This window comes from Streptomyces sp. NPDC052109 (assembly GCF_040680195.1).
Lineage (GTDB): Bacteria > Actinomycetota > Actinomycetes > Streptomycetales > Streptomycetaceae > Streptomyces.
Genome location: NZ_JBFAWF010000020.1, coordinates 133,484 through 158,682, shown reverse-complemented (window position 1 = coordinate 158,682; position 25,199 = coordinate 133,484). Strand labels below are relative to the sequence as shown.

General features: G+C 71.6%; 27 protein-coding genes. 8 read left to right on the top strand and 19 right to left on the bottom strand.

The window, feature by feature from the left end; all coding sequences use genetic code 11:
• The first annotated feature begins 8 nt into the window (after positions 1-8).
• On the top strand, positions 9-680 hold the full coding sequence (locus AB0L59_RS32040; protein ID WP_365590138.1) for a TrkA family potassium uptake protein: 672 nt from the start codon (positions 9-11) through the stop codon (positions 678-680).
• Positions 680-1,351 carry a TrkA family potassium uptake protein gene (locus tag AB0L59_RS32035; protein WP_365590137.1) on the top strand — a complete coding sequence of 224 codons (672 nt, stop codon included), beginning with the start codon at positions 680-682 and terminating at the stop codon, positions 1,349-1,351. Before AB0L59_RS32040 ends, AB0L59_RS32035 begins: the two co-directional genes overlap by 1 nt.
• 60 nt (positions 1,352-1,411) lie before the next feature.
• On the opposite strand, the gene AB0L59_RS32030 is transcribed toward AB0L59_RS32035, so the two are convergent.
• The 8 genes from AB0L59_RS32030 to AB0L59_RS31995 all read right to left on the bottom strand — a co-directional run bounded on the left by AB0L59_RS32030 (position 1,412) and on the right by AB0L59_RS31995 (position 8,797).
• Entirely contained in the window at positions 1,412-2,188 is a 777-nt protein-coding gene (locus AB0L59_RS32030) for a DUF3159 domain-containing protein (RefSeq protein WP_365590136.1), read from the bottom strand.
• A 3-nt stretch (positions 2,189-2,191) separates the two neighbouring features.
• On the bottom strand, positions 2,192-2,590 hold the full coding sequence (locus AB0L59_RS32025; protein ID WP_076095565.1) for an OB-fold nucleic acid binding domain-containing protein: 399 nt from the start codon (positions 2,588-2,590) through the stop codon (positions 2,192-2,194).
• A gap of 43 nt (positions 2,591-2,633) precedes the next feature.
• A complete protein-coding gene (locus AB0L59_RS32020) occupies positions 2,634-3,320 on the bottom strand; it encodes a response regulator (protein ID WP_365590135.1) in 687 nt (228 codons plus the stop codon).
• The gene (locus tag AB0L59_RS32015) at positions 3,317-5,872 is read right to left on the bottom strand and encodes a sensor histidine kinase KdpD (RefSeq protein ID WP_365590134.1); all 2,556 of its coding nucleotides are present in this window, start codon (positions 5,870-5,872) and stop codon (positions 3,317-3,319) included. Before AB0L59_RS32015 ends, AB0L59_RS32020 begins: the two co-directional genes overlap by 4 nt.
• A 134-nt stretch (positions 5,873-6,006) precedes the next feature.
• Positions 6,007-6,702, bottom strand: a complete 696-nt coding sequence (locus tag AB0L59_RS32010) for an ABC transporter ATP-binding protein (RefSeq protein ID WP_365590133.1) — start codon at positions 6,700-6,702, stop codon at positions 6,007-6,009.
• Between the two features lie 196 nt (positions 6,703-6,898).
• Positions 6,899-7,663 (bottom strand): DUF3710 domain-containing protein, encoded by a 765-nt coding sequence (locus AB0L59_RS32005; RefSeq protein ID WP_365590132.1) that lies wholly within the window; start codon positions 7,661-7,663, stop codon positions 6,899-6,901.
• A gap of 1 nt (position 7,664) precedes the next feature.
• Complete coding sequence (dut, locus tag AB0L59_RS32000) at positions 7,665-8,216, bottom strand: dUTP diphosphatase (RefSeq protein WP_365590131.1); 552 nt, start codon at positions 8,214-8,216, stop codon at positions 7,665-7,667.
• Positions 8,213-8,797: a PaaI family thioesterase gene (locus AB0L59_RS31995; protein ID WP_365590130.1), complete on the bottom strand. Its 585-nt coding sequence runs from the start codon at positions 8,795-8,797 to the stop codon at positions 8,213-8,215. The genes dut and AB0L59_RS31995 overlap by 4 nt, the downstream gene beginning before the upstream one ends.
• Positions 8,798-8,855: 58 nt before the next feature.
• Between AB0L59_RS31995 and AB0L59_RS31990 the strand changes: the two genes are divergently transcribed.
• Positions 8,856-9,320, top strand: a complete 465-nt coding sequence (locus tag AB0L59_RS31990; RefSeq protein ID WP_365590129.1) for a DUF3093 domain-containing protein — start codon at positions 8,856-8,858, stop codon at positions 9,318-9,320.
• A 15-nt stretch (positions 9,321-9,335) separates the two neighbouring features.
• Here the strand turns inward: AB0L59_RS31990 and AB0L59_RS31985 are convergent, their stop codons facing one another.
• The 4 genes from AB0L59_RS31985 to AB0L59_RS31970 all read right to left on the bottom strand — a co-directional run bounded on the left by AB0L59_RS31985 (position 9,336) and on the right by AB0L59_RS31970 (position 12,860).
• Entirely contained in the window at positions 9,336-10,250 is a 915-nt protein-coding gene (locus AB0L59_RS31985; RefSeq protein ID WP_365590128.1) for a hypothetical protein, read from the bottom strand.
• Positions 10,251-10,263: 13 nt separating this feature from the next.
• Positions 10,264-10,560, bottom strand: coding sequence for a DUF4193 domain-containing protein (locus tag AB0L59_RS31980; protein WP_003997302.1), 297 nt, complete (start codon positions 10,558-10,560; stop codon positions 10,264-10,266).
• Positions 10,561-10,953: 393 nt separating this feature from the next.
• On the bottom strand, positions 10,954-12,201 hold the full coding sequence (locus tag AB0L59_RS31975; protein WP_365590127.1) for a HAMP domain-containing sensor histidine kinase: 1,248 nt from the start codon (positions 12,199-12,201) through the stop codon (positions 10,954-10,956).
• A 5-nt stretch (positions 12,202-12,206) separates the two neighbouring features.
• The gene (locus tag AB0L59_RS31970) at positions 12,207-12,860 is read right to left on the bottom strand and encodes a response regulator transcription factor (RefSeq protein ID WP_360148195.1); all 654 of its coding nucleotides are present in this window, start codon (positions 12,858-12,860) and stop codon (positions 12,207-12,209) included.
• A gap of 415 nt (positions 12,861-13,275) precedes the next feature.
• Here AB0L59_RS31970 and AB0L59_RS31965 point away from each other — a divergent pair, with 415 nt between their 5' ends.
• On the top strand, positions 13,276-13,449 hold the full coding sequence (locus AB0L59_RS31965; protein ID WP_023546087.1) for a hypothetical protein: 174 nt from the start codon (positions 13,276-13,278) through the stop codon (positions 13,447-13,449).
• A 183-nt stretch (positions 13,450-13,632) separates the two neighbouring features.
• On the opposite strand, the gene AB0L59_RS31960 is transcribed toward AB0L59_RS31965, so the two are convergent.
• Together AB0L59_RS31960 and AB0L59_RS31955 are read right to left on the bottom strand one after the other, a co-directional pair.
• Positions 13,633-14,448: an inositol monophosphatase family protein gene (locus AB0L59_RS31960; RefSeq protein ID WP_365590126.1), complete on the bottom strand. Its 816-nt coding sequence runs from the start codon at positions 14,446-14,448 to the stop codon at positions 13,633-13,635.
• Between the two features lie 8 nt (positions 14,449-14,456).
• On the bottom strand, positions 14,457-15,584 hold the full coding sequence (locus AB0L59_RS31955; RefSeq protein WP_365590125.1) for a ferrochelatase: 1,128 nt from the start codon (positions 15,582-15,584) through the stop codon (positions 14,457-14,459).
• A 170-nt stretch (positions 15,585-15,754) separates the two neighbouring features.
• On the opposite strand from AB0L59_RS31955, the gene AB0L59_RS31950 reads away from it, so the two are divergent.
• Together AB0L59_RS31950 and AB0L59_RS31945 are read left to right on the top strand one after the other, a co-directional pair.
• Positions 15,755-16,993, top strand: a complete 1,239-nt coding sequence (locus AB0L59_RS31950; protein WP_365590124.1) for an MFS transporter — start codon at positions 15,755-15,757, stop codon at positions 16,991-16,993.
• On the top strand, positions 16,953-18,272 hold the full coding sequence (locus tag AB0L59_RS31945; protein WP_365590123.1) for a D-arabinono-1,4-lactone oxidase: 1,320 nt from the start codon (positions 16,953-16,955) through the stop codon (positions 18,270-18,272). The genes AB0L59_RS31950 and AB0L59_RS31945 overlap by 41 nt, the downstream gene beginning before the upstream one ends.
• Here the strand turns inward: AB0L59_RS31945 and AB0L59_RS31940 are convergent.
• Positions 18,196-18,924, bottom strand: a complete 729-nt coding sequence (locus tag AB0L59_RS31940; RefSeq protein ID WP_365590122.1) for a hypothetical protein — start codon at positions 18,922-18,924, stop codon at positions 18,196-18,198. The genes AB0L59_RS31945 and AB0L59_RS31940 overlap by 77 nt on opposite strands.
• Positions 18,925-19,405: 481 nt before the next feature.
• On the opposite strand from AB0L59_RS31940, the gene sepH reads away from it, so the two are divergent.
• A complete protein-coding gene (gene sepH, locus AB0L59_RS31935) occupies positions 19,406-20,446 on the top strand; it encodes a septation protein SepH (protein WP_365590121.1) in 1,041 nt (346 codons plus the stop codon).
• Between the two features lie 143 nt (positions 20,447-20,589).
• On the opposite strand, the gene AB0L59_RS31930 is transcribed toward sepH, so the two are convergent.
• The gene (locus tag AB0L59_RS31930) at positions 20,590-21,441 is read right to left on the bottom strand and encodes a sulfurtransferase (protein WP_365590120.1); all 852 of its coding nucleotides are present in this window, start codon (positions 21,439-21,441) and stop codon (positions 20,590-20,592) included.
• Between the two features lie 323 nt (positions 21,442-21,764).
• On the opposite strand from AB0L59_RS31930, the gene AB0L59_RS31925 reads away from it, so the two are divergent.
• On the top strand, positions 21,765-22,556 hold the full coding sequence (locus AB0L59_RS31925) for a VOC family protein (RefSeq protein WP_365590119.1): 792 nt from the start codon (positions 21,765-21,767) through the stop codon (positions 22,554-22,556).
• Positions 22,557-22,720: 164 nt separating this feature from the next.
• Here AB0L59_RS31925 and AB0L59_RS31920 read toward each other — a convergent pair whose 3' ends face one another.
• The 3 genes from AB0L59_RS31920 to AB0L59_RS31910 are packed head-to-tail and all read right to left on the bottom strand — an operon-like array spanning position 22,721 to position 25,198.
• Positions 22,721-23,371, bottom strand: a complete 651-nt coding sequence (locus AB0L59_RS31920) for a thymidine kinase (protein ID WP_365590118.1) — start codon at positions 23,369-23,371, stop codon at positions 22,721-22,723.
• Positions 23,372-23,411: 40 nt separating this feature from the next.
• A complete protein-coding gene (locus AB0L59_RS31915; RefSeq protein WP_365590117.1) occupies positions 23,412-24,602 on the bottom strand; it encodes a nucleotide pyrophosphatase/phosphodiesterase family protein in 1,191 nt (396 codons plus the stop codon).
• Positions 24,602-25,198 (bottom strand): DUF5998 family protein, encoded by a 597-nt coding sequence (locus AB0L59_RS31910; RefSeq protein ID WP_365590116.1) that lies wholly within the window; start codon positions 25,196-25,198, stop codon positions 24,602-24,604. The genes AB0L59_RS31915 and AB0L59_RS31910 overlap by 1 nt, the downstream gene beginning before the upstream one ends.
• Position 25,199 lies beyond the last annotated feature (1 nt).

Here is a 25,199-nt window from a genome sequence, read left to right as displayed (position 1 = left end):
GGACGGTCGTGCACATCGTCATCATGGGCTGCGGACGAGTGGGCTCCGCTCTCGCCCAGACCCTGGAGCAACAGGGCCACACGGTCGCCGTGATCGACCAGGATCCCACCGCCTTCCGCCGGCTCGGCCCGGGATTCGGCGGCCGCCGGGTCACCGGTGTCGGCTTCGACCAGGACACCCTGCGCGAGGCGGGCATCGAGGAGGCCGGCGCCTTTGCCGCCGTCTCCAGCGGTGACAACTCCAACATCATCTCCGCCCGTGTGGCCCGCGAGATGTTCGGCGTGGAGAACGTGGCCGCCCGTATCTACGACCCCCGCCGCGCCGAGGTCTACCAGCGCCTGGGCATCCCCACCGTGGCCACGGTCCGCTGGACCGCCGACCAGATGCTGCGCCGGCTGCTGCCCTCCGGTGCCGAGCCGCTGTGGCGCGACCCCACCGGCGGGGTGCAGCTCGCCGAGGTGCACGCCTCCACGAAGTGGGTCGGCCACAAGATCAGCAAGCTGCAGGAGGAGACGGGCGTCCGCGTGGCGTTCCTGACCCGCCTGGGCGAGGCGATCCTGCCGACCTCGCAGACGGTCCTGCAGGAGGGCGACCTCGTGCATGTGATGATGCGGTCGGACGACGTCGAGAAGGTCGAGGCGGCGTTCGCCCAGGGCCCGGAAGAGGAGAGCGGTCACTGATGAGGGTCGCCATTGCCGGAGCCGGCGCCGTCGGCCGCTCGATCGCGGGCGAACTGCTGGAGAACGGCCACGAGGTCCTGCTCATCGACAAGGCCCCGACCGCCATCTCGGTGGAACGGGTGCCCCAGGCGGAGTGGCTGCTGGCCGACGCCTGCGAGATCACGTCCCTGGACGAGGCGGCGCTGCAGCGCTGCAACGTCGTCATCGCCGCGACCGGCGACGACAAGGTCAACCTGGTCGTGTCGCTGCTCGCCAAGACGGAGTACGGCGTCCCGCGCGTCGTCGCCCGCGTCAACAATCCGAAGAACGAGTGGCTGTTCAACGAGGCCTGGGGCGTGGACGTGGCCGTCTCCACCCCGCGCCTGATGTCCGCCCTGGTCGAGGAGGCGGTGAGCGTCGGCGACCTGGTCCGCCTGCTCCGCTTCAGCCACGGCGACGCCAACCTCGTCGAGCTGACCCTGCCCGAGGAGTCGGCCCTGGCCGGCACCCAGGTCGGCGACGTCCAGTGGCCCGAGGACACCTCCCTGGTCACGATCATCCGCGGCACCCGTGTGCTGACCCCGTCCAAGGAGGACTCCTTGGAGCCGGGCGACGAACTCCTCTTCGTGGCCGCCCAGGCCCGCGAGGAGCAGTTGGAGGAGCTGCTGTCGGTGCGGCGGGAAGAAGGCTGAGCCCGCGCGAAAGGGCGCCCTTGATGCCAAGGGCGCCCTTTCGCGTCGTACGGCGGCTGTCTACGCTCCTCGGCGGTGCCGTCCGCCCGCCTGCTCGCCGCTCTCGGCGGCCAGCGCGGCCTTGCGCTCCTGCTCCGCCTTCTCCTCCGCCTCCATCTCGGCGAAGACGTCGATCGGCGCGGGCGCCTTCGCGAGGAAGACCCAGGTGAGCCAGACCGCCAGCAGGAACGGCGGGATCTTCAGGGCGATCAGGACCCAGCCGAGCTTGGCGGTGTCGGACCACCAGTAGAGCGGGAAGAGGATCGCGCACTTGGCGAGCAGGATCAGGCCCCAGGCCCAACTCGCCTTGGCATAGGCCTTCTTGCGGCCGGGGTTGCGGGTGCGCCAGGAGAGGTTCTCCTTGAAGACCGGGCCGAGGATCAGACCGATCAGGGGCACACCGGCGAGGGTCGTGATGATGTACGCCAGCGCCAGGCCCAGCGTGTAGAGCATGCCGGGCAGGTAGAAGTCCTTGGCGTTGCCGGTGAACATCGCGAAGACCACACCGAAGGCCACGCCGAACACACCACTGAAGGCGTGCTTGACGGTGTCCCTCCTGGCGAGCCGGATCACGACGAGCACCAGCGACACGGCGAGCGCGGCGAGCGCCGACATGTGGAGGTTCTTGTTGACCGTGAAGATCGCGACGAAGAGGAGGCCCGGCACGACCGTCTCGACCATGCCGCGGACACCGCCGAACGCCTCGAACAGGGCGGCCTCGGTCACCGCTCGGGCGTCGCCGGCCGTGTCGGGCGGACTCTGGTCGGTGCCTTGGGTCGGCTTGTCGAGGGACGTCACCGGCTACTCCCGTCCGAGGGGTCGCAGTTCGTACTTGGGGTTGAACAGCACCCGGCGGCCCCGGCTCATGGAGATCCGGCCCGATGCGATCAGCTTGCGCCCCGGTTCTATGCCCACGATGGAACGCCTGCCGAGCCACACCACGTCCAGCGCGGCGGAGCCGTCGAAAAGCTCGGCCTCCAGGGCCGGGACGCCGGCACGCGGACGCAGGGTGACCGTGCGCAAGGTACCAGTTACGGTGACGATCTGCCGGTCGTGGCAGTCACCGATCTTCGTACAGCCCGCCGTCTCGGCGTCCTCGCGCAGCTCCTCGGACTCCAGGTCCTCCTGCGACGAGGAGAGCCGGTCGAGCATGCGGCGAAACCGGCCGGCCGGCTTTTCGGAACGAGGAACAGCACTCATACCTGAAGCGTACCGGGGCGCACCGACGGCACCGTAGCGCAGCTCACTTCTCGAACCGGTAGCCCATTCCGGGCTCGGTGATGAAGTGCTCGGGGTGCGACGGGTCCGCCTCCAGCTTGCGGCGCAACTGGGCCATGTACACGCGCAGGTAGTTCGTCTCCGTCCCGTACGACGGCCCCCACACCTCCTGCAGCAGCTGCTTCTGGCTGACGAGCCGGCCGGTGTTGCGGACCAGCACCTCCAGCAGGTGCCACTCGGTCGGGGTGAGCCGGACGTCCTTGCCGGCGCGGTTGACCTTCTTGGCGGCCAGGTCGACGGTGAAGCCGTCGGTCTCGACGGTCGTCAGGTCCTCCTCCCCGGGCCCGACGGGCTCGGCCCGGCGTACGGCGGCCCGCAGCCGGGCCAGCAGCTCGTCCATGCCGAAGGGCTTGGTGACGTAGTCGTCGGCGCCCGCGTCCAGCGCCTCCACCTTCTCGTCCGAGGAGTGCCGGGCGGAGAGCACCAGGATGGGCACCCGGGTCCAGCCGCGCAGGCCCCTGATCACCTCGACGCCGTCCATGTCGGGCAGACCCAGGTCGAGCACGACCGCGTCGGGGTGCCGGGAGGCGGCGAGTTCGAGGGCGGTACGGCCGTCGGGGGCGGCGTCGACCTCGTACTTGCGCGCCTTGAGGTTGATCACGAGGGCGCGCACGATCTGCGGCTCGTCGTCGACCACGAGCACCCGGGTCATAGGGTCTGCCTTTCTGGTTCTGCGATGTCCGTGCCCACGTCCAGGGGCGCAGGACCCGATCCTGCCGCCCGCAGGCTCAGCACCATGGTGAGCCCGCCGCCCGGCGTGTCCTCGGCGTTCAGAGTGCCGCCCATGGCCTCCGCGAAGCCCCGGGCGACCGCGAGACCGAGCCCGACACCGGCGCCGCGCGGGGCGTCACCGTACCGCTGGAACGGCTCGAATATCCGGTCCTTGGCCTCGTCCGGCACGCCGGGCCCGCGGTCCACGACCCGCACTTCGACCCGGTCGGCGATGGCGCTCGCGGAGACCAGCACCGACCGCCCCCTGGGGCTGTACTTGACGGCGTTCTCCACCAGGTTGGCCACGGACCGCTCCAGCAGCCCTGGGTCGACCTCGACCATCGGCAGGCTCTCGGGCACGTCCAGCTCGACGCTGTCCTCGGGCACGCCGACCAGGGCCATCGGGACCACTTCGTCCACGTCGATCTCGCGGATCAGCGGGGTGACCGTACCGGTCTGCAGGCGGGACATGTCGAGGAGGTTGCCGACGAGGTGGTCGAGCCGGTCGGCGCCCTCCTCGATGCCCTGCAGCAGCTCCGCCCGGTCCTCCTCGGACCAGGCCACGTCGTCCGAGCGCAGTGAGGAGACGGCTGCCTTGATGGCGGCCAGCGGGGTGCGCAGGTCGTGGCTGACGGCGGCCAGCAGGGCGGTGCGGATCCGGTTGCCCTCGGCGAGCGTGCGGGCCTGGTCGGCCTCCTCCTGCAGGCGCCGGCGGTCCAGGGCGACGGCGGCCTGCGCGGCGAAGGCGGCGAGCACCCGGCGGTCCTCGGCGGGCAGCACCCGGCCGGTGAGCGCGAGCGCCATGTGGTCGCCGACGGGCATGTCGACGTCGGCGTCCTCGGGCCGGTCCAGCGAGCGCCCGAATCCCGCGCGCCCGGCGCAGGTCCACGGCTCGACGTCGCTCGCGCGCTCCAGCAGCGCGGCCGACTCCATCGCGAAGGTCTCCCGGACCCGCTCCAGCAGCTCCTCCAGGCTGGTCTCGCCGCGCAGCACGTTCCCGGCGAGGAAGGAGAGTATCTCCGACTCGGCACGCAACCGGGCGGCCTGGTGGGTGCGCCGGGCGGCGAGGTCCACCACCGAGGCGACCGACATGCCGACGCCGAAGAAGATCGCGATGGCGACGATGTTCTTGGGGTCGGCGATGGTCAGCCGGTGCAGGGGCGGGGTGTAGAAGTAGTTCAGCAGCAGCGAACCGAAGGCCGCCGAGGCCAGGGCGGGCAGCAGGCCGCCGAGCAGCGCGGCGGCGACGGTGACCGCCAGGAACAGCAGCATGTCGTTGGCGAGACCGAGGTCGACGGTGTTCAGCAGCACCGCGAGGACCGCCGGGCCCACGAGGCCCACGGCCCAGCCCCAGATGATCCGGGCCCGCCCGAGCCGTCCGCCACGGGCCACGGGCAGTCCGCGCCCCTTGGCGACCTCCTCGTGGGTGACGATGTGCACGTCGAGGTCCGGGCCGGACTCGCGGGCGACCGTGGCGCCGACGCCGGGCCCGAAGACGTACTGCCAGGCCTTGCGGCGCGAGGAGCCCAGCACGATCTGGGTGGCGTTCACGCCGCGGGCGAAGTCCAGCAGGGCGGCCGGTATGTCGTCGCCGACGACGTGGTGGAAGGTGCCGCCGAGGTCCTCCACCAGGGTGCGCTGAACGGCCAGTTCCTTCGGGGAGGCCGAGGTCAGGCCGTCGCTGCGGGCTATGTAGACGGCGAGCACCTCACCGCCGGCGCCCTTCTCGGCGAGCCGGGCCGCCCGGCGGATCAGGGTGCGGCCTTCGGGGCCGCCGGTCAGCCCCACCACGATCCGCTCGCGGGAGCCCCAGATCTTGGAGACGCGGTGCTCGCTGCGGTACTCGTTCAGGTACTCGTCGACCCGGTCGGCCACCCAGAGCAGGGCCAGCTCGCGCAGGGCGGTGAGGTTGCCGGGCCGGAAGTAGTTGGACAGGGCCGCGTCGACCTTGTCCGGCTTGTAGATGTTGCCGTGCGCCATGCGGCGGCGCAGCGCCTGCGGGGACATGTCGACCAGTTCGATCTGGTCGGCCCGCCGTACCACCTCGTCCGGGACCGTCTCGCGCTGCCGCACTCCGGTGATCGACTCCACGACGTCGCCGAGTGACTCCAGGTGCTGGATGTTGACGGTCGAGACCACGTCGATGCCGGCGGCGAGCAGCTCCTCGACGTCCTGCCAGCGCTTGGCGTTGCGCGAGCCGGGGACGTTCGTGTGGGCGAGCTCGTCCACCAGGGCGACGGCGGGCGCACGGCGCAGGACCGCGTCGACGTCCATCTCGCCGAACATGGCGTCCCGGTACTCCAGCTGCCTGCGCGGCACCTGCTCCAGGCCGTGCAGCATCACCTCGGTGCGCGGCCGGTCGTAGTGCTCGACGAAGGCCACGACGCAGTCGGTGCCCCGCTCCACGCGGCGGTGCGCCTCGGACAGCATCGCGTAGGTCTTGCCCACGCCCGGTGCCGCGCCGAGGTAGATCCGAAGCTTGCCGCGTGCCATGGCTCCATTGTCTTCCCGTAACTGCCGCCTACGCAGCGTCGACCTTACGGCCAACAATCACGGCAAAGGGGACGGAGGGGCGGACGGCGGGCAACTTTGACGCAACCCTGATGACGACGCCGTGACGCGCCGGTTCAGTGCTCGACGATCTCTCCGTCGCTCAACTCCAGCACCCGGTCGGCCAGGTCCAGCAGCGTCGCGTCATGGGTGGCGACCAGCGCGGTGGCCTGCTCGCTGCGGACGACGGCCCGCAGCAGCTCCATGACGGCGTGCCCGGTCTCGGCGTCGAGCTGGCCGGTCGGTTCGTCGGCGACGATCAGGGCCGGGCGGTTGGCGAGGGCGCGGGCGATGGCGACCCGCTGCTGCTGGCCGCCTGACAGCTCGCCGGGCCGCTGGGCCGCGTGCCCGGCCAGACCGACGAGGGACAGCAGCAGCTCGACGCGCTCCTCGCGCTCGCGCGGGTCGGCCCGGCGCAGCCGCAGCGGTACGCCGACGTTCTCGGCGGCGGTGAGGATCGGGATGAGCCCGAAGGACTGGAAGACGAACCCGATCCGGTCCCGTCGCAGCCCCAGCAGCTCGTTCTCCCCCAGCTCCCCGAGTCGCAGACCGTCGACCTCCACCTGACCCCGGTCGGGTGTGTCGAGACCCCCGACGATGTTCAGCAGGGTGGTCTTGCCGGACCCGGAGCGCCCCTTCAGCGCGACCAGCTCTCCCCGCCGCACCTCGAGCGAGACCCCGCGCAACGCATGCACGGCCGCGGCCCCCCGCCCGTACGACTTGTGCACGTCCTCGACGCGCACCATGGTGTCGGTGACCACCTGACCGCCCATTCCGCCTCCCCCGTGGACCGGGCGCCAGTATCACCGCTCAGGGCGGCGCCCCGAAAGGGCGCGGGGAACGGCGCGGCAATCCACAGCGGGCCGATGTCCGGCGAGGGAGCACCGCCCCGACGGCGGGACCCCGCAGAAAAGCGGGCCGCGCCCCGACGGCGCGGCCCGTACATCCCTGCTGAACCAGGCGGAGCGCCTAGCGGACCTCCGTGATCTCCGGCCCCCGCTGCAGCTGCCCCATCCCGCCGGAGAAGCGCGAGCCCTCCTCCTGCTGGACGCCCTCGGGGACCATCTGCGCGTCGTTGGGCAGCTTCAGGACGATCGGGTCGCGGGGCGCCATCGGGCCTTCGCCACGGACCACGACCGTGTCGCGGAAGATCTGCTCCAGCAGGCCGGCGGCCTGCGGCTGCACCGCGCCCTGCCCGGAGATCACACCGCGCAGGAACCAGCGCGGGCCGTCCACACCGACGAACCGCACGACCTGGAAGCCGCCGGTGCCGTCGGGCAGCTGCACGGGCACCTGCGCCCGCAGCTCCCACCCCAGGGGGCCCTCGACCTCGTCGACGATGCCACCCTGCTGGGTGATGCCGGCCGCGATCTCGTCGCGGACCTCACCCCAGATGCCCTCGCGCTTGGGCGCGGCGAAGGCCTGGAGCTGAACGGCGCTGTCGCGCAGCACGACGGTCGCCGCGACGATGGCGTCCCCGGCGACCTCGACGCGCAGCTCCATGCCGTCGACGCCGGGGACGAACAGTCCGCCGAGGTCGACGCGGCCCTCGGCGGGATCGCGCACCTCGCTGCTGTCCCACGGCCCGTCGGGCCGGGGCTCGGGCTCCAGCCGAACGCGCTCGCGCCCGCCCTCTTCTTCCTCGTCCGCCTCGGTGTCGACGCTGTCGACGACCTGCTCGGCCTCGCCGGCCGCGTCCTCGGCGGCACCCTTCTTGTTGCGACGTCCGAACACGTCACTGTCCTTCCCGGTCGGATACGACCGAAGCGTATCGATTCCCACCCGTCGAACCGCCATCGACGGCCCGACCGCTTGTGCCGCTCTCGCCGCCCACCGCGGCATGGCCACCGGTGGACCCGAAGCCCCCTTCGGCCCGCGCCGAGTCGGGAAGCTCCGCCACCTCCTGGAAGCGGACCCTCTCGACCTGCTGGACGACCAGTTGGGCAATCCGGTCGAAGCGCTCGAACCGCACGCACGCGCGCGGGTCGAGATTCACCACGATCACCTTGATCTCCCCACGGTACCCGGCATCAACCGTCCCTGGGGCATTCACGAGGGCGACACCGCAGCGGGCGGCGAGGCCGGAGCGTGGGTGCACGAAGGCCGCGTATCCCTCGGGCAGGGCGATCGACACGCCCGTGGGCAGTACGGCCCGCTCCCCGGGCTGCAGCTCGCAGGCCTCGGTGGTGCGCAGATCGGCCCCGGCGTCCCCGGGGTGCTCGTACGCCGGAAGGGGTACGTCGGGGTCGACGCGCCGGATCAGCACGTCGAGGGGGCTACGGCTCACGGGTTCACCTCGAAGGCGCGGGCGCGCCGGATCTGGTCCGGGTCGCTCATGGCCGCCTGGATCTCCTCCTCGCGGCCGTGGTCGATGAAGTGGTCGACCTTGACCTCGATGAAGAGGGCGTCGGCGCGCACGGCGACCCGCCCGCCGGGGCCGCCGATGCGTCCGGTGGCGGTGGAGTAGATCTTCCGTCCGGCGACGGCGGTGACCTCGGCCTCCAGGTACAGCGTGGTCCCCACCGGGACGGGCCGCACGAAGTCGGTCTCCAGCCGGCCGGTGACGGCGATGGTGCGCAGCAGCCAGTTCAGCGAGCCGAGCGTCTCGTCCAGGGCCGTGGCCAGCACTCCGCCGTGCGCGAGGCCCGGGGCGCCCTGGTGGGCGGGCTGGACGGTGAACTCGGCGGTCAGGGAGACGCCCTCGCCGGCCCGGGCCTCCAGGTGCAGCCCGTGCGACTGCCCGGGGCCGCACCCGAAACAGTGTTCGTAGTGGGCGCCGAGGAGTTCCCCGGGCGCGGGCGCGTCGGGGTGCCGTACCGGTTTCACCGCGTCGGCAGGGGGCTGAAGGCTTGCGGAACTACCACTCACAGGCGCAGACCTTACCCGCGCGTCGGGGAGTTTCGGATCCCGTGCCAAGCTTGGCTCCATGCAGCTCTCCGCCACCCCCTACGAAGAACGCCTCACCGCCCCCCGCTCGTGGTGGCTGATCAGCTTCCTCGTGGGCGTCTCGTTCGCCCTGATCCTGCTCCCGTTCGGCACCCTGCCGCTGCTCGGTGGTCTGGTCGGCGGTACGGCCGCGGCGGCGGTGGTCGCCAGCGCGTACGGCTCCCCGCGCATCCGTGTCGTGGGCGACTCGCTGATCGCGGGCGAGGCGAGGATCCCGGTGTCGGCGCTGGGCGGGTCGGAGGTGCTGGACCCGGAGGAGGCCCGGGCCTGGCGGACGTACAAGGCCGATACCCGCGCGTTCCTGCTGCTGCGCGCCTACATCCCGACGGCGCTGCGGGTGGAGGTCACCGACCCCGAGGACCCGACGCCGTACCTGTATCTGTCCACGCGGGAGCCGGAGAGGCTGGCGGCGGCGATCGATGCGGCGCGCAAGGCGAACGCGTAGGGCCGCGGCGGGCGCCTAGACCTCGTCGGGAAGCTCGCCCAGCGTCAGCGGCTCGGCCGGTTTCTCCAGCGGCGGCAGCTCTTCCAGCTCCTCCCAGGGGACCTGGACCTTGCGGAGGTCGGCCCGGATGCGTTCGGCGAGCTTCCTGGTGTCCCGGCGGTTCAGGACCGCCCCGACCGCGGCGCCCACCATGAACGGCATGAGGTTGGGCAGGTTGCGGACCATCCGCTTCATGATCTGCTGGCGCAGCTCGCGCTTCATGCGGCCGCCGAGGGCCGCGTCGTACGTCGCCGGCTTCATCATGTCGATGCCGCGCTCCCCCGACCAGGAGGACAGATACGCGGTGCTTCGGGTCTTGAGGTTTCCGGGCGGCCGTACGCCGTAGACCTCGTGCAGCTCGGCGATGAGCTTCAGCTCGATCGCCGCGACCCCGGTGATCTCCGCGGCCAGCTCGGTCGGCATGGCCGGCGGCACGGGCAGCATCGCCGCCGCCCCGATCCCGGCTCCGACCGTCGAGGTGCCGGCCATCGCCCCCGCCACCAGCTTGTCCGCGAGCTCCTCCGGCCCCGAGCCGGGGAACTGCCTGCGCAGGGTCGCGAGGTCGCGTACGGGGACACGCGGGGCGATCTCGATGATCCGGTCCGCGAGGTAGGCCAGACCCGCGCGAGCGCGGCTGCCGCCCCTGCGGGCCCCTTCCCGGGCCAGGTCCCGGGCTCTGTCACGCATCACCGCCGCCCGTCGCCGAGCGACGGGCGCGGGCTGCCGCACCGGCGCCGGGTGGTCTGCCCGGTGTGTCGCCGGTTCGAGCGGGGCCACCGCTTCCGGTGAGCCCCGCTCGTCGTCACGCGCGCCGTGCGAGCCGTCCAACGGCCCTTCGTCCGCCTTCCCGAGGGAGAAGCGGCGCTTCCGTGGAGGGGTCGAGCCAGACACGGCCGACCCGTCCTCAGTCGCAGTCGCGGCAGATCGGCTGACCGTTCTTCTCGCGGGCCAGCTGGCTGCGGTGGTGCACCAGGAAGCAGCTCATGCAGGTGAACTCGTCCTGCTGCTTCGGCAGCACCCGGACGGCCAGCTCCTCGTTCGAGAGGTCGGCGCCGGGCAGTTCGAGGCCTTCGGCGGCCTCGAACTCGTCGACGTCCACCGACGAGGTGGACTTGTCGTTCCGCCGGGCCTTCAGCTCTTCAAGGCTGTCCGAGTCGACGTCGTCGTCGGTCTTGCGTGGAGTGTCGTAATCGGTTGCCATATCGCTCTCCCCCTCTGGGTGTCTGCGGTGTCTCCAGCGCACGTAACGCGTGAGAGGCCGGACTTGTGCCCGACCTGAGGCGGAGATTTTGCCTCACATCAAGGTCTGTTACTCAATCGACACCCAACCCGATCCCTCGAGAGTGATCGGCTTGGCTGGCGGTGAGGACCGTACACGGTTCGAATGCCGCACCTCAAAGGCGCCTCACCGTGTACTTCCCGTGATCAAGAGCCTTGAAAACCAGGACTTTCCCGGCTTTCCGTCATCTGTCATGATCACAGAACGTACATGGCTGGAAATCCGTCCATGTGATTGATCACACAGCGAGCAGCCCATTCGGCGGCAGAAAAATTTCGCGCACAGCGAACAGGCGCCGCGTGTGTCGGTTCCGGATCACAGCGGCAGGGTGACACGCATCACCAGGCCGCCGCCCTCGCGGGGCTGCGCCCCGATGTGGCCGCCGTGTGCGCGGGCCACGGACCGGACGATGGACAGGCCGAGGCCGACGCCCTTGTCGCTGTTCGTGCGCTCCGTACGGAGTCGCCGGAAGGGCTCGAAGAGGTTGTCGATCTCGTACGCCGGCACCACCGGCCCGGTGTTCGTGACGGTCAGCACCGCCTGCCCGTGCTGGACCTCGGTGGTCACCTCGACCCAGCCGTCCTCGGCCACGTTGTACCTGACCGCGTTCTGCACCAGGTTCAGCGCGATGCGCTCCAGCAGGACGCCGTTGCCCTGGACCACGACCGGCTTGCGCTCGCCGCGGATCTTCACACCCTTGGCCTCGGCCTCCGCATGCACCTGGTCGATGGCCTGGGTGGCGACCTCGGCCAGGTCGACGGGCTTGCGCTCGACGATCTGGTTGTCGCTGCGGGCGAGCAGCAGCAGGCCCTCCACGAGCTGCTCGCTGCGCTCGTTGGTGGCCAGCAGCGTCTTGCCCAGCTGCTGCAGCTCCACCGGTGCGTTCGGGTCCGACAGGTGCACCTCGAGGAGCGTTCTGTTGATCGCGAGCGGCGTGCGCAGCTCGTGGGAGGCGTTCCCGACGAAGCGCTGCTGGGCGGTGAAGGCCCGTTGCAGCCGCTCCAGCATGTCGTCGAAGGTGTCCGCCAGCTCCTTCAGCTCGTCGTCCGGGCCGTCCAGCTCGATCCGGCGGGACAGGTCGGAACCGGCCACCGCGCGGGCGGTGCGCGTGATCCTGCCGAGCGGGGACAGCACGCGGCCGGCCATCGCGTAGCCGAACGCGAAGGCGATCACGGCGAGGCCCAGCAGGGCCAGCAGCGAGCGGCTGAGCAGGTTGTCCAGAGCCGCCTGGCGCTGCTGGTCCACGCAGTGGGCGATCGCGTCGTTGAAGTCCGACAGCGGCAGGCTGGTGGTGTTGATCGCCGGGCACTGATTGCTGGAGACCTTGAGATTGTCGAAGCTGACGATCTTGAACAGCGGCTGGTTGCCGGTGCTGATCGCCTGTGCGGCCAGCAGGTAGATGATCGACAGCAGCAGGATGCCGGCGATCAGGAACATGCCGCCGTACAGCAGCGTGAGCCGTATCCGGATGGTCGGGCGCAGCCACGGGAAGGGCGGTTGCGGTCTGCTGGGGTCCCAGGTGGGCTTCGGTGGCGCCTGGGGCGGCGCGGGGGTCGCGGCCACGGGGATCAGATCCGGTAGCCGGAGCCGGGCACGGTGACGATGACGGGCGGCTCGCCGAGCTTGCGGCGCAGCGTCATCACCGTCACACGCACCACGTTGGTGAACGGGTCGGTGTTCTCGTCCCAGGCCTTCTCCAGCAGCTGCTCGGCCGAGACGACCGCGCCCTCGCTGCGCATGAGCACCTCCAGCACCGCGAACTCCTTGGGCGCCAGCTGGATCTCCTTGCCGTCGCGGAAGACCTCGCGGCGGTTCGGGTCCAGCTTGATGCCGGCGCGCTCCAGGACCGGCGGCAGGGGAACGCTCGTACGACGGCCGAGGGCGCGCACGCGCGCGATCAGCTCGCTGAACGCGAAGGGCTTGGGCAGGTAGTCGTCGGCGCCGATCTCCAGGCCCTCGACCCGGTCGCTGACGTCGCCGGACGCCGTGAGCATGAGCACGCGCGTGGGCATGCCCAGTTCGACGACCTTGCGGCAGACGTCGTCGCCGTGCACCAGCGGGAGGTCGCGGTCGAGGACGACCACGTCATAGTCGTTGACGCCGATGCGCTCCAGGGCGGCCGCACCGTCGTACACGACGTCGACGGCCATGGCCTCCCGGCGCAGTCCGGTGGCCACCGCATCGGCGAGCAGCTGCTCGTCCTCGACGACGAGTACGCGCACGTCGCAAGTCCTTCCTCTGTCCACCCGCGTAGCGCACCGTGGGCTCGCGCGGGCAGGGGTGTTCGTGGGGTGTGACCTCCATCCTGCCCTTTTCGGCCGTAAGTCGGCTGTAAGACGGGTTGCGGACCGTAGGGATCAGCGCCCGGGGACGGGAATACGAGATTTTCTCCTCCGGTTGAGGTTTCCGGGTGAGGGAGCGGGGGGAGGACGGCTTTACACCCCGCGATCACGCTCTGCATGTGCCGCAGCACCATGCGGTACTCCGCGATCCGCTTCCGCAGAGTGGGCGCGGGTGTCCGGCACCGTCGCCGCCCAGCAGGGCAGCGCTGGGCACCCGTGAGAGACGTGATCGCCCCTTTCCCAACCGGCACACCCCCGTGCCACCGACCCACGACCCAGGACGAGGGGGCGCAGCATGGACGCTTTCACCGCAGGACTTCTGCAGCGCATAAGGGCGACCGAGTCCGACCTGTCGCGGGCTCGTGACGAGGGTGACGACTTCCTCGTCGAAGTGGAGCAGGCAGAGCTCGACGACCTGCGACGCCTCGCCGCCGAACACGGTGTGGAGGTCGGCGCGTCACGCGTCTGATCGGCCCGAAAGCGCAAGAAGGGACCCCGGCGAATCCAGCGCCGGGGTCCCTTTGCGTCTGGCGGTCCCTCTCGGCAGCCTCATGCCACCGGTGCCGCTCGGCCCGCCGGTACTGCTCTATTTCCGCAACGGCGCTCAGCCGCGGCGGGGGAACCGGCGGTGGCGGTGGCGCTCAGCCCCCGCTCAGTCGTGCCACGCCCCGAACTCCTCCAGCAAGCCCTGCAGCGGCTCGAACACCCCCGGCGACCCGGCGACCGTCAGATCCCGCGACGGTCGCTTCCCGGGCCGTCCGCCGACCAGCGCGCCCGCCTCCCGGGCGATGAGGTCACCCGCGGCGAAGTCCCACGCGTTCAGCCCTCGCTCGTAGTACCCGTCGAGCCGGCCGCAGGCCACGTCGCACAGGTCGACCGCCGCCGAGCCGCTGCGCCGGATGTCCCGCAGCAGGGGGATCAGCCGGCCGGCCACCTCGGCCTGGTGGGTGCGGACCTCGGCGACGTAGTTGAAGCCGGTGGAGACCAGCGCCTGGTCCAGCGGGGGCGCGGGCCGGCAGGCGAGCGCCCGCTCGCCCTCCCATGCGCCGGTGGCCCAGGCACCGCCGCCCCGTACCGCGTGGTAGGTCTCACCGCGCATCGGAGCCGCCACGACCCCGGCGACCGTCTCGCCATCCTGCTCGGCCGCGATGGACACCGCCCAGGTCGGCAGCCCGTACAGGTAGTTCACCGTGCCGTCGAGCGGGTCGATCACCCAGCGGATGCCGCTGGTGCCGTCGATGGAGGCGCCCTCCTCGCCCAGGAAGCCGTCGTCGGGCCGACTGGCGGAGATCAGATCGGTGATCAGTTTCTCCGCCGCGATGTCCATCTCGGTGACGACGTCGATCGGGCTGGACTTGGTCCTCGCCACGGCCAGATCGGCCGGGCGGCCGTCCCTCAGCAGCTCTCCGGCCCGGCGGGCGGCCACCTGGGCCAGCTCCAGCAGTTCCCGGTGCAGGGCGTCGGTCACGGGTCTCCTCACGCGTAGGGGCTGTCGGCGCCGGCGGCGGCCGGGTGCGGCGCACGGGCCGGGCAGCAGCCGATCGGGCAGAGGTTGTGGCTCGCGCCCAGCGCGCCCAGGGCGCACGGGGTGACCTCCTGGCCACGCTCCGCAGTGGCGCGCTCCACGACCAGCTCACGGACGGCGGCGGCGAACCGGGGGTCGGCGCCCACGGTGGCCGAGCGGCGCACGGGCAGGCCCAGCTCCTCGGCCTTGGCCTTGGCCTCGGTGTCGAGGTCGTAGAGGACCTCCATGTGGTCGGAGACGAAGCCGATCGGGGCCATGACCACGGCCGGGACGCCCTGAGCGTGCCGCTCCTCCAGGTGGTCGCAGATGTCCGGCTCCAGCCACGGGATGTGCGGGGCGCCGGAGCGGGACTGGTAGACGAGCCGCCAGGGGTGGTCGACGCCGGTGCGCTCGCGGACGGCGTCGGCGATCAGCTGCGCCACGTCCAGATGCTGCTCGACGTAGGCACCGCCCTCCCCGTGGGTCTCGACGGGGCCGGAGGTGTCGGCGGCGGACGTCGGGATGGAGTGCGTGGTGAAGGCGATGTGGGCGCCCTCGCGGACGTCCTCGGGGAGGTCGGCGAGCGAGCGCAGCACTCCGTCGATCATGGGTTCGACGAAACCGGGATGGTTGAAGTAGTGCCGCAGCTTGTCGATCCTCGGCAGCTGGAGCCCCTCGGCCCCGATCGTGGCCAGCGCGTCGGCGAGGTTCTCGCGGTACTGGCGGCAGCCCGAGTAGGAGGCGTAGGCGCTGGTGGCGAGCACCAGGATGCGGCGGCGGCCTGCGGCGACCATCTCGCGCAGGGTGTCCGTGAGATACGGCGCCCAGTTGCGGTTGCCCCAGTAGATGGGCAGGTCCAGGCCGTGCTCGGCGAAGTCCTTGCGCAGGACGTCCAGCAGGGCGCGGTTCTGGTCGTTGATGGGACTGACCCCGCCGAACAGGAAGTAGTGCTGCCCGACTTCCTTCAGGCGTTCCTTCGGGATGCCGCGCCCGCGCGTGACGTTCTCCAGGAACGGGACCACGTCGTCCGGGCCTTCGGGGCCGCCGAAGGAGAGCAGGAGCAGGGCGTCGTACGGGGTGGCATCGAGCGCGTCTGGCATGACTCGATCCTGCCACCCGGTACTGACAGCCGGGAAACGGCGGGATGACGAGTCGGGTTCCAGTGGGTTTATGCCGGTTTTTTCCAAGACCGTCCGGGGTGGAACCGGGTGCCCTGACCGTAAGCTGTATCAGCCGCATTCGCGCCTTACCGAGCCGCTTCGGAGACCACGTGCCCAGCCCCTACAGAGCCCTGTTCGCCGAACCCGGCACCAGGGCGTTCTCCGCCGCGGGATTCCTCGGCCGGATGCCGCTGTCGATGATGGGCATCGGCGTGGTCACGATGGTCTCCCAGCTGACCGGGCGGTACGGGCTCGCGGGCGCGCTGTCGGCCACCGTCGCGCTGTCCGCCGCGGCCATCGGGCCGCAGATCTCCCGGCTGGTCGACCAGCACGGTCAGCGCCGGGTGCTGCGCCCCGCGACCCTGGTGGCTCTCACGGCGGCGGCCGGGCTGCTGCTCGCCGCGCATCTGAAGGGGCCGGACTGGGTGCTGTTCGTGTGCGCGGCCGGGATCGGCTCGGTGCCGAGCCTGGGCGCGATGATCCGGGCCCGCTGGGCGGCGCTGTACCGGGGCACCGACAAGCTGCACACCGCCTACTCGTTCGAGTCGGTCGTCGACGAGATCTGCTTCATCTTCGGCCCGATCATCTCCATCGGACTGTCCACGGCGTGGTTCCCGGAAGCCGGGCCGCTGCTTGCCGCGTGCTTCCTGGCGACCGGCGTGTTCTGGCTCACCTCCCAGCGCGCCACCGAGCCGGAGCCGCACCCCCGCGCGCACCACGGCGGCGGTACGGCGTTGCGCTCGGCCGGGCTGCAGGTGCTGGTGGCCACCTTCGCTGCGACCGGCGCGATCTTCGGATCGGTGGACGTGGTCACCGTCGCCTTCGCCGACGAGCGCGGCCACAAGGGCATGGCGAGCGTGGTCCTGGCGCTGTACGCGGCCGGTTCCTGCGTGGCCGGGGCGGTCTTCGGGCTGCTGCGGTGCACCGGGGCGCCGCAACGCCGCTGGTTGCTGGGCGTGTCGGCGATGGCCGTGAGTATGATCCCCCTCCTACTGGTCGGAAACCTGCCGCTTCTGGCCGTGGCGCTGTTCGTTGCGGGGCTGTCCATCGCACCGACGATGATCACGACGATGTCCCTCATCGAAGAGCACGTACCTCGCGCGCAGCTCACCGAGGGCATGACCTGGGTGAGCACCGGCCTCGCGGTCGGGGTCGCGCTCGGATCGTCAGTGGCCGGCTGGGTGATCGACGCAGCCGGGGCGCGGGCCGGGTACGGGGTTCCGGCCGTGTCCGGGGCCGTCGCGGTCGCGGTCGGTTTCCTCGGGTACCGCCGGCTGCGCAGGCCGGCCGCGGGTCGGGGAGGCACCGTTGAGCAGCACAGCGAGCGGGAAGAACGGCACGTGGCGTAACTGGGGCGGGAACGTCTCCGCCCGGCCCGCCCGGCAGGTCACGCCGGCGTCGGTGGAGGAGCTGGCCGCGGCGGTGCGCCGGGCCGCCGAGGACGGCCTGAAGGTGAAGGCGGTCGGAACCGGCCATTCCTTCACGTCGATCGCGGCCACCGATGGAGTGTTGATCCGTCCTCAACTGTTGACCGGTATCCGGAACATTGACCGGAGCGCCATGACGGTCACGGTCGAGGCCGGCACACCGCTCAAGAGAGTCAATGTGGCACTGGCGCGCGAGGGCCTGTCGCTCACCAACATGGGCGACATCATGGAGCAGACCGTCTCCGGGGCCACCAGCACCGGCACGCACGGCACGGGCCGCGAGTCCGCCTCCATCGCCGCCCAGATCAAAGGGCTCGAGCTCGTCACGGCGGACGGCTCGGTGCTGACGTGCTCCGAGAAGGAGAACCCGGACGTCTTCGCGGCCGCCCGAATAGGCCTCGGTGCCCTCGGCGTCGTCACCGCGATCACGTTCGCCGTGGAGCCGCTGTTCCTGCTCACCGCGCGCGAGGAGCCGATGCCGTTCGAGCGGGTCCTCGCCGAGTTCGATCAACTGTGGGCGGAGAACGAGCACTTCGAGTTCTACTGGTTCCCGCACACCGGCAACACCAACACCAAGCGGAACAACCGCAGCGCCGGTCCCGAACAGCCCGTGGGGCAGCTGGCCGGCTGGTTCGAGGACGAGTTCCTCTCCAACGGCGTCTTCCAGGTGGCCCAGTGGGTCGGCCGAACCGCCCCGGCGGCCATTCCCGCCATAGCGCAGATCTCCAGCAAGGCCCTGTCCGCGCGGACGTACACGGACATCCCCTACAAGGTCTTCACCTCGCCGCGCCGCGTGCGCTTCGTGGAGATGGAGTACTCCGTCCCGCGCGCGGCCCTGGTGGAGACGCTGCGCGAACTGAAAGCCATGGTCGACCGCTCGGGGCTGCGGATCAGCTTCCCCGTCGAGGTGCGCACCGCCCCGGCCGACGACATCACCCTGTCCACCGCCTCCGGCCGAGACAGCGCCTACGTCGCCGTCCACATGTTCCGGGGCACGCCCTACCAGGCCTACTTCACCGCCGCCGAACGGATCTTCACCGCGCACGAGGGCCGGCCGCACTGGGGCAAGGTGCACACCCGCGACGCCGAGTACTTCACGCGCGTGTACCCGCGCTTCGGCGAGTTCACTGCGCTGAGGGACCGGCTTGACCCGGAACGGCTGTTCCAGAACGACTACTTGCGGAGGGTTCTGGGGTCGTAGGCGCCACGGCGGACCCGCTGGGCGTGGGGGTCGGGGACGGGCTGGGACCGTCGCTCGGCTCCCCGCCCGGGGAGTCGCCCGGTGTCGGCGTCGCGCTGCGGGCCGCATCGCCTCCGGCGCCGGGCGCGTGCCCACGGGACGGCGCACCCGAAGGACCCGGTGCCTGGCTGGACTCGGTGGGAGAACCGGACGTGCCGGAGGAGGACGAGCCCCGTCCGGTCACCGCGTCGCTGACCGTCGTACCCGAGCCGCCGCTGAAGCTGCTGCCGGACACCAGTTCATACGTCGTGATGCCGGCCATGGTCACCCCGAACACGAAGGCGGCCGCGACCACGGGCCGCCGCCAGCTCCTCACACGCGCGCGGTAGACGGTCCCCTCGGTGAACTCGCCCGGCGGCAGTGGCACTTGGTCCCTGGGCCGGCCCGCGACCGTCGCCTCCCTCAGCTGCTCCCCGGTCCGCCTGAAGAAGTGCTGGAACAGCGTGCCGCCGCAGGTGGCGACGGCGCTGACGACCCCGGCGCCGAGGATCGTGCCGTACACCCCGAAATACGAGGCCATCTTGGCCGCCACGACAGCGGCCAGGGCGCTGCCCGCGACCTGGGGGACGCTCAGGTCGATCCGCTTGCGACCCACGTCGGGCGTTTCACGCATACCCGGAACTTCCCCGCCTTTCCCGCACTTGCTCGACATTGGTCCATCGACTGCATGAGATAGGGACGTACAGCAGAAACCATTAGTTCCGTTTCTGTGGATTGCGTGAACTTCGCCACGTTCATGATCGGCGAAACCGGTTGCCGGGGGCCAAGTCGCAAGCCTTGCGAGAAGTTGGGCGGCGCGCCCATCCACGCACATGGTCCAAATGGAGTACTGTTGCGAGCCCTGGGTCCGGTCTCCCACCAGGGTGTCCGCGGCCTTGCAGGACCGCCGGGAGGGGGGCTCGTTGCACAGGGTGACGGATTTGGTCACTTAGCGTTGCGAACAGGTAACCGTGCCATAACGGCGGCCCAGGGCCCGTGCCCGACACGCCGGGCAACTCGGCAAGGTTGTGGCAGGCTGCACCCGGGCAGGCCACACTCGACTAGCGGAAGCAGCGACGCACGTGACGTCGGCAGGCACCACCCGGGAGGTCCCCATGCCCGAACTGCGTGTCGTGGCCGTCTCGAATGACGGCACACGGCTGGTGCTCAAGGCTGCCGACGCAACGGAGTACACCCTTCCGATCGACGAACGGCTGCGCGCCGCCGTACGCGGCGACCGGCCGCGCCTCGGCCAGATCGAGATCGAGGTCGAGAGCCATCTGCGCCCGCGTGACATCCAGGCGCGTATACGTGCGGGTGCCACCGCGGAAGAGGTCGCCCAGCTCGCCGGCATCCCCGTCGACCGGGTACGGCGCTTCGAGGGCCCGGTGCTGGCCGAGCGCGCCTTCATGGCCGAGCGCGCCCGCAAGACCCCGGTCCGCCGCCCCGGCGAGAACTCCGGCCCGCTGCTCGGTGAGGCCGTCCAGGAGCGGCTGCTGCTGCGCGGCGCCGAGAAGGACACCGTGCAGTGGGACTCCTGGCGCCGCGACGACGGCACCTGGGAGGTCCTCCTCGTCTACCGGGTCGCGGGCGAACCGCACTCGGCGAGCTGGACGTACGACCCGCCCCGGCGGCTCGTACAGGCCGTGGACGACGAGGCGCGCTCACTGATCGGCGAGTCCGACGACCTCGCCGTGCCCGAGCCGAGCTTCCCGTTCGTCCCCCGCATCGCGCGTCTCCCGCGCGAGCGTTCGATGGACCGCGCGCTCGACCGGGGTGAGCGGGAGCGGCCGAGCCTGCCCGCGCAGCCGTCCGAGCCGGCCGAGGAGAGCACGGGCGAACGCGACTCGCTGACCAGCCTGCTGGAGGCGGTACCGAGCTTCCGGGGCGACCTGGTCGTTCCGGAGCGCCCGGCGGAGACTCCGGAGGAGCCCACCGACGAACCGGCCGCCGAGGAACCGCCGGCCCCCGCCGCCTCGGCCGGTTCGGCCTACGCGGACGTCCTCATGCCCCGCTCCGTGGGCAGTCACCGCGACCGGCTCATCGGCGCCACCGACCGCCAGGCCGAGGCCGACGGCGTCCGCCCCGGCCGCCGCGCCGCGGTGCCGAGCTGGGACGAGATCGTGTTCGGCACGCGCCGCAAGAAGCAGGAGTAACCGCCCGTACGGAAACGGAAAAGTGTGGGCACGCATGCGTGCCCACACTTCCGGTTGCGCGCTCACGTGCCCGCTGTACGTCTGCACGCGTGCGTGCCTCCTCTTGCGCCCGCCCGCGTGCGTGCCCCTTCTTCCGGCTGCCGCTACTGCGGATCCGCGCCGACCGCCACCGGCCGGGACGGGTCCGAGGACCACTCGGACCAGGAACCGACGTACAGGGCCGCCGGAATGCCGGCCACCGCGAGCGCGAGGACCTCGTGGGCGCCGGAGACGCCCGAACCGCAGTACACGCCCACTTCCGTGTCCCCGGAGACACCCAGGGCCTTGAAGCGGTCCCTCAGCTCCGCCGCGGGCAGGAAGCGGCCGTCGGGGCCCACGTTCTCCGTCGTCGGCGCCGACACCGCGCCCGGGATGTGCCCGCCGATCCGGTCGATCGGCTCCACCTCACCGCGGTACCGCTCCCCCGCGCGTGCGTCCAGCAGTACGCCCACCCGGGCCAGGGCCGCGGCACCGTCCGCGTCCAGCAGCCCCGCCGCGGCCGGGTCCGGCTGGAAGTCGCCCTCGGCCACCTCCGGTACCCCGGTGGACAGCTCCCCCTCCCAGGACGGCAATCCGCCGTCGAGGACCCGCACGTCCGGGTGACCCGTCCAGCGCAGCAGCCACCACGCGCGAGCCGCCGCCCAGCCCTGACCGCCGTCGTACACGACGACCGGGCGCTCGGCCGACACACCGGCGCGGCGCATCGCCGCACCGAACTCCTCGATGTCCGGCAGCGGATGCCGGCCCCGTTCCCCGGGCGGGCCGGCCAGCTCCCGGTCCAGGTCGACGAAGGCCGCGCCGGGGATGTGCCCGGACGTGTACTCGGCCCGCCCGTCGAAGGCCGGCGCGCCCGCCGCCTTCGCCACGCTCAGCTGCCAGCGCACGTCCAGCAGCACCGGCGGGCGGTCCCCGGTCAGCTCGTGTGCGAGATCGGATGCGGTGATGATGGCTGTCATGGCGTCCATGCATACGCCAGGGGTGGCCGCGGCGTCCAGGTCCGGCTACTCTGCTCGGCCGGACGCGCTCGATCACGAGGCGTACGGGATCGAGCACGTGCTGTACAACCGGCCGACACCTGCCGGCCGTCGTCAGGAAGCGACGAAAGGCGGCAGATCGGGCATCCTCCCGGAGGTGTCGCCGAGCGGCGGCGCGCTACGGCCCGCTGCGGCGTGGAGGATGCGGGCAACCGGCACGGGCGTACCCGCAGCCGGGCGTGGACACCCCTTCCGGGGAGCGGAAGCGACACGGCCACCGTGAGGGGCCGGGGAGAGAGTGATCGATGACCGAGGCACGGGAGCCGGCCGGCCCGCACGCGCGGCGTGCGCCCGGCACGCCCTGCTGGGTGAGCCTGATGGCGCACGGGCTGGCCGCCACCGAGGAGTTCTACGGTGAGCTGTTCGGCTGGGAGTTCCGCCCGGGCTCGCAGCAGCTCGGCCCGTACGTGCGGGCGGTGCTGGACGGGCACGAGGTGGCGGGCATGGGCCAGCTGCCGCCGGACCGTCGGCTGCCGATCGCCTGGACGCCGTACCTCGCCTCGGAGGATGTGGACCAGACGGCCGACACGGTGCGGGAGTGCGGCGGCACGGTGGCGGTCGGTCCGCTGGACGCCGCCGAGGCCGGGCGCATGGCCATCGCCGCGGACCCCTCCGGCGCCGTGTTCGGCATCTGGCAGGGCGCCAGGCACCTCGCCACCGTGATCACCGGGGTCCCCGGGACGCCCGCCTGGAACGAGCTGGTGACCTTCGAGACGGAGAGCGTCGCCAAGTTCTACGCGACGGTGTTCGGTTACGAGCAGGAGCCGGTGGTGTCCGCCGACTTCGACTACGTGACCCTGCACCTCGCCGGCCGTCCCGTGGCCGGACTGCACGGTGTGGGCCATGCCCTGCCCCGCGATCGCGGGCCGCACTGGCAGACGTACTTCGAGGTCGCCGACGCCGACGCGACGGTACGGCAGGTCGCGGACCTCGGCGGCCGCCTCATCAGGCAGCCGCACGACAGCCCGCACGGCCGGGTGGCGACGGTGGCGGACCCGGAGGGCGCGGAGTTCTCGGTGATCCAGAACCCGCACTGAGCCCTCGGGGGCGGGGTGAGCTGGTCCCTCCGGGCGGGTTGAGCCGGTACCTCGGGCGCGGATCAGACGGTCCCTCAAGGCGGTTCAGACGGTCGCCCGGGCCGGACCGGCCGGGTCCTCGGCGCGGGTCCCTCGGTGCGGGAGGTGCTGGTTCCCTGGCCGGGTCAGTTGGGCGAGACCGGCAGGACGTCTGGCGAGAGGGCCGCGGCGCGGGCCGTCGCGGCGGTCATCCGGCGGCGGTGATGACGGCGGCACAGCACCTCGTAGCCGACCTCGCCCGCCGCCTGGTTGACGTCCCCGACGACCACCTGGGCGCCCTCGACGACCATCTCGCCGCCTATCGTGCGGGCGTTGTGCGTGGCACGGGCGCCGCACCAGCACAGCGCCTCCACCTGGAGCACCTCGATGCGGTCGGCCAGCTCCACCAGCCGCTGCGAGCCGGGGAAGAGCTTGGAGCGGAAGTCGGTGGTGATACCGAAGGCGTACACGTCCAGGCCGAGATCGTCCACCACGCGCGCGAGCTGGTCGATCTGACCGGGCGCGAGGAACTGCGCCTCGTCCGCGATCACGTAGTCGGCCCGGCGGCCCTGCGAGAGGTGCTCCACGAGATAGGCGTACAGGTCCTGGTCGTCGGCGACCTCCACCGCGTCGGTGACCAGGCCGAGCCGGGAGGACAGTTTGCCCTCGCCCGCCCGGTCGTTGCGGGTGAAGATCATTCCGACGAGCCCGCGCGCGGAGCGGTTGTGCTCGATCTGCAGAGCCAGCGTCGACTTCCCGCAGTCCATCGTTCCGGAGAAGAACACCAGCTCGGGCATGAGGAGTTGAGCACCTTTCGGCGAGTAGTCACAGGGGGCGTCAGGAGCGTACTTCGAGCAGCGGGACCAGCTGCTCGGCAGGCGTCATCGAACCGTGGTTGCCGACCAGCGCCGACTCCTTCGGCTCCCGCTCGGACGCGATGATCAGGACGTCGTCGTGCGCGGCCGCGACCACGTCGCCGAGCCGCGCGTACACCCGCTCGTCGATGTGCGGCCCGAACCAGCCCGCCGCGATCGCCTCGTCCCGCGAGGCCACCCAGAACTGCTCGCCGAGCACCTCGCGCCAGACGGTCAGTACGTCGTTCTGGGCGCCCGGCACCGCGTACACGTGCCGCGCGCGGCCCTCGCCGCCCAGCAGGGCGACCCCGGCGCGCAGCTCCCAGTCGGTGTCGAAGTCGATGCGGTGCTCGTCGTCGAACGGGACGTCGACCATGCCGTGGTCGGCGGTGACGTAGAGCGCGCTGCGGGGCGGCAGTTGTTCGGCGAGGCGCTGGGCGAGCCGGTCGACGTACATCAGCTGGCCGCGCCAGGTGTCGGAGGCGACGCCGTACCGGTGTCCGGCGCCGTCCAGCTCGGAGTAGTACGTGTAGACCAGCGAGCGGTCCCCGGCGGCCAGTTGCTCGGCCGCGAGGTCCATGCGCTCCTCGCCGCTGAGCCGTCCGTGGAAGCTGCCGCCGCTGAGCGCGATCTTGGTGAGCGGGGTGTGCTCGAAGATCGGCGAGGTCACCTGGGCGGCGTGCACCCCGGCGTCCTGGGCCAGCTGGAAGACCGTCGGGTACGGCTGCCAGGCGCGCGGATCGGTGTACGGCTGCCAGCGGAGCTGGTTCATCAGCCCCCCGGTGGCCGGGTTGCGCACGGTGTAGCCGGGCAGGCCGTGGACGCCGGGGGGCAGGCCGGTGCCGACGGAGGCGAGGGAGACGGCGGTGGTCGCGGGGTAGCCGGCGGTGAGCGGACGACCGGTGCCGCCGCGCGAGGTGCCGAGCAGCGAGACCAGGAAGGGCGCCTCGTCCCGGTGGGCCAGCAGCTGCTCCCAGCCGAGCCCGTCGATCAGGAGGACGCACACCCGGTCCGCCGGGGTCAGTTCGCCGATCGTGGCGGTCAGACCGGGGACGCCCATGCCGGCGGCCAGGGTGGGCAGCAGGTCGGCGAGGGAGCCGGTGCCGTACTCGGGCAGCGGCGCGGTGTCCAGGGCGAGAGGTTCCGGGTGGTCCCAGGCGGAGAGCTGGGACATCAGCGGGTGAGGTCCGCGGTCGCCTCCGAGATGGCCTGGGCGAAGGCGAGCGCCTGGCGCACCGTCTCCGGGCCGTCCCCGGCCTCGCTGACGCGCAGGCTGAGGTCGTCCGCCGTGGAGCTGCCCGTGTAGCCGTGGTCGGCGTCGCAGTTGGGGTCGCCGCAGGCGGCGGGCTCCAGGTCGATGCGGCTCACCGCGCCCCAGCCGATGGTCAGCACGACCTCGCGGGGCGGCGTGCCCGGCGTGTACTGCTCCGGGTTCGCGACGACGCGGCTGACCACGACCGACGAGATCCGGCCGAGCTTCACGGACTCCGTGGAGGTGGTGGCGTACGGCGTCGGGGAGGTGCTGTCGGCGGCCTGCTCGTCGGTGTGGCTGACGATGAAGCGGTTGTCGGTGAGGACCAGCACCGTGACATGCCGGCGGACCTCGTTCTGGTCGAAGGTCGTCTCCTGGTGGACCAGGTACGACCGGATGGGCTCGCCGCCCACAGCGGCCTCCACCGCCTCGGCCACGAGGGCCGGGTAGTAGCCGCTGCGCTCGATCGCCGCGCGCAGCCCCTGGGTCGTCGTACTGGTCTTGGCCATGGCGTCCATC